Source organism: Capnocytophaga sp. oral taxon 329 str. F0087, from assembly GCF_000213295.2.
GTDB classification, from domain to species: domain Bacteria; phylum Bacteroidota; class Bacteroidia; order Flavobacteriales; family Flavobacteriaceae; genus Capnocytophaga; species Capnocytophaga leadbetteri_A.
In genome coordinates this window covers 43,999-58,569 of record NZ_KN389984.1, presented here as the reverse complement: position 1 = coordinate 58,569, position 14,571 = coordinate 43,999, and the positions used below count along the sequence as shown (strand labels likewise).

Annotated in this window: 12 protein-coding genes and 1 pseudogene; all 13 read right to left on the bottom strand. The window is 40.9% G+C overall.

Annotation, left to right across the window (positions count from 1 at the left end; genetic code table 11):
* Positions 1 to 3,030 carry a SusC/RagA family TonB-linked outer membrane protein gene (locus HMPREF9074_RS00745; protein ID WP_009389567.1) on the bottom strand — a complete coding sequence of 1,010 codons (3,030 nt, stop codon included), beginning with the start codon at positions 3,028 to 3,030 and terminating at the stop codon, positions 1 to 3.
* Between the two features lie 347 nt (positions 3,031 to 3,377).
* A complete protein-coding gene (locus tag HMPREF9074_RS00740; RefSeq protein ID WP_009389568.1) occupies positions 3,378 to 5,420 on the bottom strand; it encodes a S9 family peptidase in 2,043 nt (680 codons plus the stop codon).
* A gap of 7 nt (positions 5,421 to 5,427) precedes the next feature.
* Entirely contained in the window at positions 5,428 to 5,838 is a 411-nt protein-coding gene (gene ruvX / locus HMPREF9074_RS00735; protein ID WP_009389574.1) for a Holliday junction resolvase RuvX, read from the bottom strand.
* Entirely contained in the window at positions 5,835 to 6,239 is a 405-nt protein-coding gene (locus tag HMPREF9074_RS00730) for a DUF2752 domain-containing protein (protein ID WP_034539274.1), read from the bottom strand. Before HMPREF9074_RS00730 ends, ruvX begins: the two co-directional genes overlap by 4 nt.
* A complete protein-coding gene (locus HMPREF9074_RS00725; RefSeq protein ID WP_009389576.1) occupies positions 6,236 to 6,622 on the bottom strand; it encodes a hypothetical protein in 387 nt (128 codons plus the stop codon). The genes HMPREF9074_RS00730 and HMPREF9074_RS00725 overlap by 4 nt, the downstream gene beginning before the upstream one ends.
* On the bottom strand, positions 6,612 to 6,845 hold the full coding sequence (locus HMPREF9074_RS00720; protein WP_084063405.1) for an AtpZ/AtpI family protein: 234 nt from the start codon (positions 6,843 to 6,845) through the stop codon (positions 6,612 to 6,614). Before HMPREF9074_RS00720 ends, HMPREF9074_RS00725 begins: the two co-directional genes overlap by 11 nt.
* Entirely contained in the window at positions 6,805 to 7,230 is a 426-nt protein-coding gene (locus tag HMPREF9074_RS00715) for a bactofilin family protein (RefSeq protein ID WP_009389578.1), read from the bottom strand. The genes HMPREF9074_RS00720 and HMPREF9074_RS00715 overlap by 41 nt, the downstream gene beginning before the upstream one ends.
* A 146-nt stretch (positions 7,231 to 7,376) precedes the next feature.
* Complete coding sequence (locus tag HMPREF9074_RS00710; RefSeq protein WP_009389579.1) at positions 7,377 to 9,428, bottom strand: peptide MFS transporter; 2,052 nt, start codon at positions 9,426 to 9,428, stop codon at positions 7,377 to 7,379.
* Positions 9,429 to 9,467: 39 nt separating this feature from the next.
* Entirely contained in the window at positions 9,468 to 11,450 is a 1,983-nt protein-coding gene (locus HMPREF9074_RS00705) for a putative porin (RefSeq protein ID WP_034539271.1), read from the bottom strand.
* 34 nt (positions 11,451 to 11,484) lie between these two features.
* Entirely contained in the window at positions 11,485 to 12,270 is a 786-nt protein-coding gene (locus HMPREF9074_RS00700; protein WP_009389581.1) for a hypothetical protein, read from the bottom strand.
* Positions 12,270 to 12,857 (bottom strand): dephospho-CoA kinase, encoded by a 588-nt coding sequence (gene coaE / locus HMPREF9074_RS00695; protein WP_009389582.1) that lies wholly within the window; start codon positions 12,855 to 12,857, stop codon positions 12,270 to 12,272. Before coaE ends, HMPREF9074_RS00700 begins: the two co-directional genes overlap by 1 nt.
* Positions 12,854 to 13,786: a YbbR-like domain-containing protein gene (locus HMPREF9074_RS00690; RefSeq protein WP_009389585.1), complete on the bottom strand. Its 933-nt coding sequence runs from the start codon at positions 13,784 to 13,786 to the stop codon at positions 12,854 to 12,856. The genes coaE and HMPREF9074_RS00690 overlap by 4 nt, the downstream gene beginning before the upstream one ends.
* Positions 13,787 to 13,799: 13 nt before the next feature.
* Positions 13,800 to 14,571, bottom strand: a pseudogene (locus HMPREF9074_RS00685) (hypothetical protein); the annotation flags it as partial.

The following is a 14,571-nucleotide window of genomic DNA, read 5'->3' as shown; positions in this document are numbered from 1 at the left end:
TTAAAATTGAATTTTCAAACTTGCTCCATAAGTAGCGGCACTAGGAGTCATAAAGAACTCAGTTGCAGCATAAGTACCTACACCAAAAGTAAGTTGCGGGTCAAAAGGAGCTTTGTTATATATCATCCAAAGGTTAGTACCGATAACTCCAAGAGTTACTCTTTTTACTTTATCGCAGAAGTGTTTACCATCTAATGAATAAGAAAGTGATACTTCTTGTAAACGTACGTTAGTAGCGTCATAAGAGTAGTAACCAGGAAGTTTTTTAATGGTGTTATAATACTTTTGAGCATCATATAACTTACCATTTACCATTACCCCTCCAGCATCGCGTGCTTCAGCTGAAGCTTTTGATACACCATAAGCATCAAGATAAGGCTGTGTACCAGAAAGTACAATACCACCAAAACTACCATTGAACAAGAAACTAAAGTCTATATTTCTGAAAGACAATGTATTTCTCCATCCCATTTGGAAATCTGGGGTTGAACGTCCTAATTTTATTTCTTGTGTTTGATCATAATGGTACTGAGCTGCTTCTTCTATAAGTTCGCCATTTTTATTGCGAGATAAAACACCTCTTACTGTTATATCAGACATACTACCACCTTCGCGCAATACGGTGCTACCTTTGCGTACTTCAGTAATATCAAATAATTGTCCTGTAAATGGATTGCGATAACCGCGTACTAGTTCTTTTATCTCATTCACGTTACGAGAATAAGTAAGAGTAGAATTCCAATTCAATTCTTTGTTAAAGAACTCTTTATTATAGTTTACTGATAGTTCTACCCCACGGTTTTCTACATTACCTGCTTGCAAATAGAATGATGAGTAGATAGATGAAGATGATAACTCTTGCTCAAAGAATTGGTTGAAAGTATTTGATTTATACAAAGTCAAATCAACAGACAAAGTATTATCAAAAAGTTTTGTATTCAGACCTGCTTCCCAAGAGGCAGTACGCTCTGCTTTAAATTCTGGATAAGGATATACCTTGTTGGTGGTTAGGCCTGAAGAAGTCAGATTATGGGTAATAGTACCAGGAGTGATACCTGTTTTGCTAATAGGCGAACCTACTTCGGTATATGAACCACGTACTTTCAAATAGTTAATAAATTGTGGTAGTTTTACCATTTGCGAAATAACTCCTGAAAGTCCTACTGATGGATAGAAGAAAGAAGGCTCTGCTGAGTTTACTAGCTGTGATGACCAGTCATTACGGCCTGTAACAGAAAGGTAAAGCATTCCTTTGTAGCCAAGCTCTGCACTACCGAAAACAGCTACATTCTTAGCTCGTGAATAACCTTGTCCTGAACCTCCTATTTGTGGATCGAAGTTTGCAGCTGAAAACAGGTTAGGCAAACGGAAAAGATAACCTCCTGCTGATAAACTTGTGCTGTAACGATCGTTGTAGCTTGAACCTAAGTTAGCAGTAAGTGAGAAATCTTCACCAAAGTTTTTGTTCATATTGAGCATAATATCTGCATATGTTTGCTCATCTTTTGAGTTGCCAATACTGTAATAACCTTTGTCGTGAGGGCCAAACTCTGGTTTCCATCCTACTAAGAAGTTAGTAGTACTTGCATATAATTTTTCTTCTTTTGTACCATAGTCGTTATCCAAACGTACACGTCCTGAGATGTTTAACCAGCTTAAGATTTCGTATTTTAATGAAGCTGACATCATATAACGTTTTTTGTTGTTTAAGAATAACTCACGATTAGCTACCCAATAAGGGTTTTCAGAGAAGTAACTATCTGCTTGTTCTGAATAAGGTTGGTATTTTTCATAGATGCCACGTGCTGGGTTATAACGTTCGTAAGCTTCTACATCTCTGTAGTCTAAACTACGAGGCATCAAGTATAAACCTACTAATGGGTTAAAGTAACCTCCACCTGCTATCATATTACGGTTCCCTTGACGGATAAAGTTACCACTTACATCTAAGTGTAGCTTATCTTTTGCAAATTTAGCAGTATTGCGTACCCCTACATTATAACGATAGTAAGCGTTATTAGGAATAAGGCCTTCTGCTTCAGTTTGAGCAGCCGATACAAAAGTTTGGTTTTGTGCATTACCGGTTGAGAAAGTCACAGAGTTCATCATATTAGTACCAGTATTGAAGAACTTGCGAGGCTCAAATGTAGAAGGTGTAGCTAATTTAGGCCCCCAACTCTTATCTCCTATACTTCCATAAGTATTTTGAAACTCAGGTAGCATTATAGGGGTCATCACCTCTATACTACTTGAGATACTAACCTCTGTTTTTCCTTCCTTACCTTTTTTGGTGTTGATAAGGATAACCCCGTTAGCAGCCTCACTACCATAAAGAGCAGCAGCTGAAGGACCTGTTAGTACGTTGATACTTTCAATATCCTCTGGGTTGAAGTCTGCGATACCTTCACCTCCACCAGGACGGCTCATTGCACCTGCTGAGTCATTTTGTTTGTTATACAATGGCACCCCATCAATCACGTATAACACACCGTTGTTACCATCAATTGACTTAAGACCACGCATTACCACTTTAGTAGCACCACCAACCCCAGCTGAGCTGCGTTGGATATTTACCCCTGCTACTTTACCATTAAGGCTATTCACTACGTTCACATCTTTCACTTTGGTAAGTTCTTCTGATTTTACCTGTTGTACGTTGTAGCTCAACGCCTTTTGCTCACGCTTGATACCAAGGGCAGTTACTACTACCTCACCAAGCTGTTGGGCTTCTTCCTTCAAAACAACGTTTAAAGTAAGTTTACCACTCGACTTATCAACTTTTTTTGACTGCGAAGTGTAGCCTAACGAACTAAATTCAAGTACCTCATTGCCGGCAGCTTGAATTTCGTACTTCCCGTCAAAATCAGTTGAAACACCACGTGTTGTACCTTTAATGACAACACTTACCCCAGGAAGGGGTAATCCATCGTTACCTGTAACTGTACCTGTCACAGATACTTTCGTTTGCGCAAATAGTGCACTACTAAATAGCGCAAAAACGAATAGCAACATTGATATTTTTACCTTCATTACTTTATTGAAATAAATTAATTTTGGGGCAAAGTTAAGATTATTTTAACAACCAACAAAACTTTTTAAAATAAAATTCAAGAATAGTGTATTTTTTAACATTTCGAAATAAGCAAGCCGCTGAATATCAAATTATAAGAAGAAAATATACAATAAAAGAAAAAATTTTAAGGATTTTTAAGTATTCTACCTATGCTATTAATCCTCAAGAACGCTATAATTAGAAAAACACTTCTGTTTTCTATTTATTGAAAAACAAGACGTATTTTTAAATTATTTAAAAAACAAAAGTCTATTTTCTAAGCCACAAATTAGAATGTGCGAGTTTTAGCAAATGTAAAAAATTGCTAATCTGCTAATTGGCTAATTAAAAACGCGTATCCCTTAGCAGTTTCTTTCAAGGCTTCAAAGCGTCCTGAAGCTCCTCCGTGCCCTGCCTCCATATTAGTATCCAAATAGAGAGGATGGTTATCTGTTTTTAGCTCGCGCAGTTTGGCTACCCATTTGGCTGGCTCCCAGTACTGCACTTGCGAGTCGTGTAGCCCAGCCGACACATATATAGCTGGATAGGCTTGCCGACGCACTTGGTCGTAGGGCGAATAAGAAAGCATATACTCGTAATACTCTTTTTCATTAGGATTCCCCCACTCATCATACTCTCCTGTTGTTAAGGGGATACTCTCATCGAGCATAGTAGTCACCACATCCACAAAAGGTACTGAGGCTATTACTGCCTTATAGAGTTCTGGTGCTTCATTAATCACAGCCCCTATCAGCAAGCCTCCTGCTGAACCTCCTTCTGCATAAAGATGCGATGGCGAAGTGTATTGCTGGTCGATAAGGTAACGCGAACAAGCTATAAAATCATCAAACGTATGTTTCTTCTTCAGCAGTTTGCCGTCTTCATACCAATTCCTACCCAAATATTCCCCTCCGCGTATATGTGCTATGGCATAAATAAAACCTCTGTCTAACAAACTCAAGCGCGTAGTAGAAAAATAAGGATTAATAATCACCCCATAAGCACCATAACCATAAAGCAGCAAAGGATTTGCGCCATTTTTCTCAATCGACTTGCGATACACAAGCGAGATAGGCACTTTTGTACCATCAGGGGCGGTAGCCCAAAGCCGTTCTTCTACGTAATTCTCTTTGCAGAAAGTTCCGCCTAATATCTCTTGTTCTTTCAGTACGCGTTGCTCTCCTGTACGCATATTGTACTCTATTATCGAGGCTGGGGTCGCCAGTGATTGATAATTATAGCGCAGCCATTCAGTCTCAAAAGCTACATTCTGAGTAGTATAAGCGGTATAAGTTTCACTCTCAAAAGGTAGGTAATAACATACAGAGCCATCCCAACTGCGTATCTGTATGCGTTCCAAGCCGTTATACACTTCCTCTATTACCAAATATTCTTTAAAAATTTCTATATCGTTAAGTCGCACTTCAGGACGATGGGCAATTACCTCCTGCCAATGTTCTTGCTCGGTAGCTGCTTCAGGAGTGCGCATCAATTTAAAGTTAGTTGCCCCATCTTTATTGGTGAGAATATAAAAAAAGTCTTCGTAATGCGCTATGTCGTATTCAAGCCCTCTTATGCGCGGCTGAAACACTTTAAAACTCTCTTGTGGGGTGTATGCATTAAGAATTTGGTATTCTGAAGTAAGGGTACTCTCACTGCCTATCACTATATATTTACGAGACTTTTCGCGATATACATAGGTGTCAAAAGTATCGTCTTTCTCCCAAAACACTAGTACATCATTTTTAGGGTCTGTGCCCAATGTATGTCGGTATATCTTATACGTACGGAGGGTTTTTGTGTGATTTTTTGCGTAGAAAATGGTGCGGCTGTCAGCTGCCCATACCGCTTGCCCATTAGTGTTTTTTATCTGGTAAGGCAGTACTTCACCTGTGCTAAGGTTCTTAATTTGTAGCGTGTATTGGCGGCGCGACACAGTATCAACTCCATACACCGCCCACTGGTTGTCATCGCTTACGGCAAAGCTATCCAATTGAAAGTAAGGCTTACCTTTAGCCATTGCATTGCAGTCAAATAGCACTTCTTCAGGTGCTTCTAAGGTCTCGCGCTGTCTTAGATAGATAGGGTAATCTTTGCCTACCTCATAGCGAGTGCGATACCAATACCCATTGTAGTAATAAGGCACTGAACTGTCATCTTCTTTTATGCGGGCTTTCATCTCAGCAAAAAGCGTATCTTGCAGCGCTTGGGTATGTGCCGTCTCTGCTTTGTAATAGGCGTTTTCTGCTTCTAAGTAGGCAATCACCTCAGGGTTTTCACGCTCTCGCAGCCAATAGTAATTATCCACGCGCTTGTTGCCAAACTCATTAAATATATGGGGTATTTTCTTCGCTTTTGGGGGGTTCATCAGATTATTAATTCGCTAAATTTAAAAAATCTTGCAATATCAGTGTCGCACTTATTTCATCAATAAGTGCTTTATTTTGTCGTTGTTTTTTCTTAAGCCCACTATCTATCATCGTTTGAAAAGCTATTTTCGAAGTAAAACGCTCATCATACCGATGTATTTTGATAGTGGGGAAACGTTCTTTCAGCTTAGTGAGTAGTTGCTGAATATCAGCTTCTACAGCCGAGTCTTCATTGTTAAGTCGTTTAGGCAATCCTATCACAAAAGCCTCTACCGCTTCTTCAGCTGTATATTTTTCTAAAAACGGAAGCAACTGAGGCGTATCAACTGTAGTAAGCCCCGATGCTATCAGTTTCAAAGGGTCTGTCACCGCTAAGCCTGTCCGTTTTGTACCGTAATCAATAGATAAAATTCTCATAATCCTTTCTGAATATTCCACACCCAATTAAGTGCTATTAGTACCGCAAGTGGTATCCAAACATACCTCTTCTGTAGTATGCGTCCTGCTCTATTATAGGCCTGTTGTAGGGTATTGCGCCACACTAAAGCATCGTACAGCAACCACAAAGTGGTGATGATAAGCCATACTAAAACTACTACCCCCAGCGGATTGGTATATAGTCCTTCTTGCCAACGTCCTGCTATTAGCGCACTTGCCGAACGAGTAGTGCCACAAGACGGACAAGGATAGCCTGTTACTGCTTTTAAAGTGCAAACTGTAAGCCCTACATTATGCGATTGCATAACTTGTTGCCCCAATAGCCACCCCCAAGCCATAGTGCATAGTAGTGCGATAAAAATATAAAAGTTCTTTGTCAATTTGCTAATTTTCTAATGGTAAAGACGGCCTCTAAAGCAATCATCACAAATGAGGGAATAATAATAAACAGGGCTTCGTGATAAGGATATAGACTGGCAGCGGTAGCCAACGGCACTGCTGCTATTACCACCAAAATCAGTCGTACCACCAATGCCCCCATAAAAGCAAATGCCGTATAGGTAGGATGCCAACTATTCACTGCCAAAATAATAGCAAAAAACACGAACGACAACCCGCTATGCACCCCCGCTATTTGTGCTGCACTATAAAAAAGTGCTATCCGTTGTTCATTGATGTAGTAATTGGCAGTGTAGTATAGACCTGCTGCTATAGGCAATAGGGCTATAAGGTATAAAAGTAAGTATTTAAGGCTACGATTCATCGGTCATTTGTTGGGCTTTTCTGATAATGCTGTACATTGCCCCTATCACTCCTACAAGGCTGCACACCACTGTACAGAGCGAGTAGTCGTTAGGTAGTTTGGTATCTAGCCAAACACCAAAAAAACTACAAACAGCTATAGTAATAGCCATTTGTAGTCCTGCTTGTGAGAAGTATATCCACTTATTTAAGTGGTTTTTCGTTGGCATTCTGTTGTTTTTCATTGGTAAAGTTTTTACCGCCTTTCATTGTACAAGTTACGTTAAATACCGCTCCTGGTTCTATTGAAAGTTTGTCTACATACACCTCACCTTCTACCACTGCAGTCGATTTGAGGCTTAGCACACTACTAATTTTGATAGTGCCTGTTACTTTCCCTTCTATATCGGCATTTTCGCATATCACAGTACCGTTTATCACACCGGTTCTGCCCACTACTAATTTGCCAGAAGTCTGAAAAGTACCTTCTACCTCACCATCTATTCTGAAATCAGACTTAGAGTTGATTTCTCCTTTAAACTTAGTTTCTGCAACGATACGGTTGCTACTTCCTGATGTATTTTCTGCTGCCATAGTTTTATTGTCTCTTTCTTTATTAAATATAGCCATTACATTTATATTAAAACACAGCCCCAAAGGTAGAATATTTTTTTTGAAAATGCAAATTTTTTAATTAATTATATTTCTCACAGATTTATAATAAACTGATAATTAGTCTTTTAATCAGCAAATTGACAAATTAGCAAATCAATAAATCACTTTACCCCGTGCATCAGCTTCTTTATAAAAGGGGTAAGCAGTATTATCAGCACCCCTGCCGTAGCGGGCACAATAGTGAATATCAAAAAGAAAGTACTCAAACTGTATTGGCGTGTGATATTTTCTATCTGCCCTCCTACTACGGCTGCCAACTTATGCCCTATGGCTACTGCTAAGTACCACACACCAAACATAAAGGCAATCATCCGCCCAGGAACGAGTTTTGATACGTACGAAAGTCCAACAGGCGATAAGCATAACTCACCCATAGTGTTAAACATATAGGCAAAGAAGAGCCACAGCATACTTACTTTCACCCCGTGAGTAACACCGCTGGAGCCTATAGCCAAAAGTCCAAACCCTACGGACAACATCAGCAAGCCTATACCGTACTTCACTGCTGCAGGCGGATTATATCGGCTATCCCACCAGCGCGAGAACAAACTCGCTAAAGCAATGATAAAGAATGAATTGAGTATCGAAAACCACGATACGGTAGCCTCTACCCAGTTGTCGCGTACTTCAGTAACGGTAGCTGGTATCAGCCCATTGTCTTTGCCTAAGGTGGTACCTCGCTCGCGCGCCCATTGCTCTTTAGCTGTATTTACGTAGCCGAATGAGGTGTTTTTGTTGTTCTTAGACAATAATTTTATAGTACTACCCACCTGCAAAGGCTCATCTACTACCCCTATGATAGTGCTGCGTGTTACTCTCTTCTTCGCAACATCTTGAGCCCTATTTTCTTCTGTGATAGGCAAGTACACAGTTCTTCCTTGGGCATCTGTCGTTTCGTAGGCTTCGTAGGTCACGCTATAGGCAGTAGTCTTAAAATCGCGATTGAGCATCCACGCGGCTATCCCCCACACCAATGAAAAGCAGGTCAGAAGTACTACTACTGCAGGGAATATCTTTTTATAGGTTTTCTTTACAAGTATAAACAACACATAACTAATGAGTAGCAGCGGAATAACTGTCAGCAGGGCGTTAAAAATATTGTATAGCACTGCCCAATTGCCGTGTAGCTCACGTTCCACATTATCGCGGGCAAAAATGATAAGAGACGAAGCGCCTTGCTCAAACGACAGCCAAAAGAAAACCACAAAAAAGCCGAAGATAACCACCGTTAGCATCCTATCGCGTACGATGCGTGTATAGCGCATTATCCTACTGGCTATCAAGAAGAAGAAAGCTACCAAACCTACTATTACCACTACGTATTGTCCTTTTAGGGTAGGCAATGATGCCCACGCAAAAAGGTCTGTATTCCATATTTTAGAAAGCGGGTCGTTTAGTGCATAACCTACTCCTATAACAGCAGCTAAGGCTATTAACACCTTATCGAGTATCGTAAACGGATTAGGTTTTTCTTCCTCATCTTGCGGGGTTGTTACCGCCTCTTTTTTCTCTTGTGTAGTAGGTTTATCGCCTATACTGCCAAAGAGTGGTTTGGCAAACCAAAACTGTATAGTGCCGAGCAGCATAAAAATACCTGCTAAACCAAAGCCCCAGCTCCAGCCTATACGCTCTGCCAAATAGCCACAAAGCATCATACCAAAGAAAGCCCCTGAATTTACCCCCATATAGAAGATGGTGTAAGCGGCATCTTTCTTTTGGGGTAGGTCTTTATACATCTCCGATACAAACGACACCATATTAGGTTTGAAAAAACCGGTACCTATCACCAAAAACGCTAACCCTAAGTAGAGCGACCACTCCGTTTCAAACGCCATTGACACGTGCCCTAATGTGATGATAACTGCCCCGATAATAACTGCCCAGCGATAACCGGTAAACTTATCAGCTACTATACCTCCTAATATAGGGGTGAGGTAGAGCAACATCACATAAGTACCAAAGAGGGCTCCTGCGTTCTCAGTGCTCCATTCCCAACCTGGGTTATAGCCTATAAGGGTCATTGTCAAGAAGTTAATCAGCAGCACCCGCATCCCATAGAAAGAGAAGCGTTCCCACATTTCGGTAAAGAAGAGCACAAACAGTCCTGCTGGGTGCCCTAATACTTGCGTATCAAAAATGGTCTTTCTTGTCATTTGTTGTTATTTTAAAATATCGGGGTAAATAGCGTTTCGCTAATTGAATAGGTTCCACTTCACACCCAACCGTATGATAAAATCGCGGTAAGGCTGTCGAGGGGTAGCATAATAATGGTACGGATTGCCTAAAACAGAGGGCAGCAAACTGCTTAAAGGCACGTGAAATTGCTCTAAGCTAAAGAAAATACGCATCGTACGTACCTTAGCATTCAAAAAGAAGTCGAGCATAGGGTAGTTGCCTATCTTCTGAGCGTCTTGTACCTGAAATTCTGCCAATAGCGGGTTGTACTCATTAGCGTAATACTTACTAAAGTAGTTAAGCCCAATACCTGTTTGCAGTATCATTGCTTTGTTAAAAAGCGGACTCTTAAAATAGAAACTATTCCGAGTGACGAATGCAGGCACATTAAGCACTGACTCGTCTTGTACTACTTGCTGATAAAGAAGCGTGTTATCGAGTCCAAACTTGCCAAAAACAAACTCTTTCTGTAGCTTGAGTTGCAAATACTGAATATTCCCTCCGTATTGCGCTGGAGCTACTTGCCCTGTAGATTGTGGTTTAAAATAAGTGTAATTATTAAGATTGGTAAGGTCTAAATGCACACTACCCCACTGTGTTTGCAGGTCGGCATAGAGCGTTTGGTTATTCTCCTTCCCAAAGGAAGTGTAGTTATCCCAATTGTAATTCTTATAATCACTTTGGTAAAGCAGATAGTTGAAGTTAGGCATAGCAGAATGCAACATAGCCCCTGCACTTAGCTTGTTCTGAGCATCTAATGCATACGATAGCGTTCCCTTCAGCTGCGTGCCTGTCATCTTGCCGACAAAGGTTTGTTCACCTTCAGCTGTAATGCTAAAGCCGCCTACTTTCTTATGCCATTGCAACCCTATGCTTAGGTCGGTGTCCTTTATCTGGTGGCGCTGTAGCACTCCTCCTACGTAGTAAGCATTGCGAAAATAGTAATTGTAGTGATAAGCATTACCAAAGACGAATGTCCTACCCAAGTAGGGCAACTCTAACTCAGCCCCTACTCTATTGTGCATCTTCTGCAAGCGCATCTTATCGCTGAGGCTACTACTTACTAAAGCCGTACCTAAATAAGCATTAGCGGCTCGCTCACCAAAGGCGTAGTACTCCGTTTCGTACATAAATAGGTGACGAAAGCGTATTTGTTTATAAGAGGAAAGTGAATCGCGTTGCCGCAAGAAAGCGAAGTCGTGCTGTAAAAAATAGCGCTTACTCTCGCGTTGGTTTTCAGCATCTAACAGATTCATATCTATCACAGCACGGTTTTTAAATTGCTTATCACCACTCTCAAACTGCCGAGGGGTAGTCATACCTCCATTCTCCTGACTATCTATATCGTGATTGGCAAAATGGGCAAAAAGAGTATACTTTTTATTAGGGGATACGTACGAAACCCCTGCTCTAAAGTTACCATTACTCACCAGTGCCCGCTGATATTTACCCAAGGAGCGCAGTCCTCTATAAGCGATGAAAATATTAGTAGTGGGCTTTAGATTAGCAGAAAAGAGTACATCAAGGGTTTGCCCTTGCTCCATTCCTGTTTTGTAAGTAAACTGAGTGATAGGGGTAGGCAAGTAATAATAAGTCACCTCTTCAGGGGTGAGGTATAGCTGTGCTTTAGCCTCTGCTCCCATTTGTGGGAAGTAAGCGCGCTTACGAAAGTCATAAGCTAACGTATTGTAGGGCTGACCCATATTGCCAAAAGGCATCTTGCCAAACATATCCTTGCCCCAAGCGTTATGCTGATAGTATTTAGCTATCGATATAGAGGTGTCAATAGCGGTAGTATCGCGTGTATAAGTGATTATTTTGTAGGCATCTGCCGTAAAGGTGATACTATCTTTTTTCTTTTTAGGCCGCAATGATTTAAAGGTTACAGTGCTCCCTTTTTCTGAAGTCTTACGCCCCTCATAGTCTCTGTCTTCTTGCGCCAAAAGCAACATCGGACAAAGAACTAAAAAGAAGAAATATAAAAATGGTTTAAAAGTCATTTGCTTGCAATTAGACCGCAAAGGTAAAAAACAATTAGCAATTTCGCAAATTAGCAAAAGGCACTATCAGTAAATAAAAATTTAGGAATTGCCCGATAAGCACGAGAGTGGCTGCCGCGAAGAGTACAAGGCGACGGCGTTTGGCAGCTGCCGATAGCAGCAGCAAGAAAGGCAATACAAAGCTGAAAAGCATCATCAGTATAAGAAGAGGGGTATAACCATTAGCTTTCAGCACTTCGTAATACACCGTTTCTTCAGGTATATTGGCATACCATATCAGCATAAACTGCGAATACCAAAGATACGCCCAAAAACAAGAGAAAGCAAATACATATTTACCCATATCGGCATAATGTACCGAACCACTAAAGAGGGTAACCAATGCCATAGCCGAAAGAAGAAGACTGCTAAGCACATACCAGCTGTAAAGACTACTATGCCAGTGCGGAGTAAGGCTTAAAAGCCAATCGGCTGATAGGGGTAACTCTATAAGAAAAAACACGACTAAGAAAAGTACGTGAGGATAAGTTTTCTCAGCTATAGTTGCTTTTGGCAACACCCCATAGCGGTATACTAACCACACCGCGGTATAGCCTCCAGCACGCAACAGATAGTAAGGCTCGGCATTGCGCCACGCCAATAAGGCTAATAAGGCTATAGTTATCACCCATAGGGGGGCGCTAACACGCTGCATAATAGGGTATAAGTCAGTTGCCCAAGTAGCCTGTGCTACCCTATTGATAGCGTAAAACACTAGTACCCCTACTAACGTAAGCGCGCTGTACAGCACAACGGTATATAATACACTCCAGAAGTCCATTATTTTTGGTTTTTGATAAATAGGTTGTTCAATTCTCTCACTCTCTTTTCTGTTTCCTCTAAGTTGATGTTTTCAATCACAGCATCCGAGAGGGCAATGCGCTGAGCGTCTGTCCATTGCTGTGCCATACGCGCTCGCACTTGGGCTTCAGTACTCCCGTCACGACTCATACATCTACTGATGCGTAGAGCTTCGGGTGCTGTAACAGTGATGATGAAATCGCAGTTCTTATAACTACCGCTCTCAAAGAGTATTGCTGCTTCTTTTATAACGTAGGGTGAGGTCTGTAGGGCTACCCACTGATTAAAGTGGTCAGCAAGCACAGGGTGCACTATACTATTAAGCACCGCCAACTTATCCGGATTGCGAAATACGATGTCGGCCATATAAGCGCGGTTATATACTCCTTCAGCATAAGCCTCTGCCCCAAATACCTCTACGATGCGCTTCTTTATTTCAGCAGAAGTATTAATGAGTTTTTTAGCTTCGGTATCCGAATCATATACCGCTATGCCTAAGGCTGCAAACAGTCGCGCTATAGTGCTCTTGCCGCTCCCTATTCCTCCAGTCAGTCCTACTACTTTCATTCTTTTCTGATTAAAAAATCTACTTTATCTTCACCGAAGAAACTTATCTTCATTCGTTTTTTCTGAGTGCTAAGCTGCAAACTAATGCTACTGCCTTCAGCTTTAGCAAAATCGGCTGTAGCTTGTATATCATTAGGGGTAAGTGCTTTCAGTATGCTCAAGTCGCCAGTGCAAAGTACCGTTATCTCATTGGGGAATACCTTCACTTGACTGTCTTTAGGCACATTTACCACCTGCACAGGCACTTTCAGCAGTTGCTCACTCACCTTATCTACAAAGGCTTCCATCTTAATAGTATGAAGGTCGTAAGTAATGTATTTGGTGTTCTTAAGCGAATAGTTTTTGCTAAAATTATCTTTGATAAGTTTCTTTTTAGTATACTGAAAAGTCACTTGGGTAAGGGTGTCAATCGCTTTTTGACTGCCATAAGCCGTTACCGAATCAGGGGTGATGCGCAGTTCTGTCAGCTGGTATTCTTTGGCATACTCTACATTCAACTGCATTAGCACGGGTATTTTCTTACTGACTTTCTTCTCTAAAAGCAGTGTAAGGGTATCAGAGACTACCGAGCGTATTTTAAAGTTCGACAAATAAGTATTCGTAAGTTTCTCTCTGGTGCTTTTAGATAAACAATACTGAGCCCCTTCTATGTGTTTCAGGTCTGTATAGTCTACGCTTAGGGCTTCGTTTTGCGAATAGGTCTTCAGCAGGGTAAACCCATTGCCTTCTACTAATAGCTTAATAGCATTAGGAGCTGAAGGCATCAGCACTTGGTGTGCAGGCAGGTTGGTAACCACCACCGGCACTGATACTTCGCGCAACAGGTTTTTAGAAAGCCTTATCAGCGACCATAAGAAAGCAGATAGCAGCACGCACACTACGAAAGTGAGCGTCCTGCTATCTTTTAGAAATATCCGAATCCGTTTCATATTTTGTAGGTTGTTACATATTGTTCGCTTCTGGCAAAAGGGTAAAGTACACCTTATATTCGCGCCCATTATCTTCTATCAGCGCATACCCATCACGACCACTAGTAAGGGCTTCATACTGCTCAATAGGTAGCTTGCCCGACATCACCACCTTAGGATAACGTATAGTATTTTTTATTACAATGTCTTTAGAAAATACTATCTCTTTTATCGATACATTTTTTAACTCTTCATTAAAAGTAAGTTGTATTTGCTGTGGATAATAAGCAGCTGTCTTACTGTATAAAAGTGCTTTCTCTACTGTCAAACGCGGGTGGTTAGAAGGACGACGATTGATAGTAATATCCTGACTGTACACTTCTGATTCTTTATTGATACTAGTCACTATCAACCTGATATGAAATCGCCCTGCGCGCACATCATCTGTTATTTTAAAAGTAGCACTTGTACGAGTAATGCGTATAGGGGTCAAATATATATAGTGGCGACCATAAGTATAATTGTAAGGCTCTAATCTCAGTTGTGTAGGGAATGGTTTATAGATAAAATCAAAATCCATATTCTCGCCATAAATAGTAAACTCATCATCTTTGTTGAGTACTGTTTTAGAGATAGAACGTATCACAGGGGTACCCGCTATTTGCACTTGTATAGCTTGTTTTTTGCTATTCACTAACGGAAAAGTGTATTCTTTACTACCTTTCTTCATCACAAAAGAAAAATCATTACCTTCAGCAGGAGGAGCAGCCACCTCATTAGGCATTTCTAAGTCTATAGAATACGAA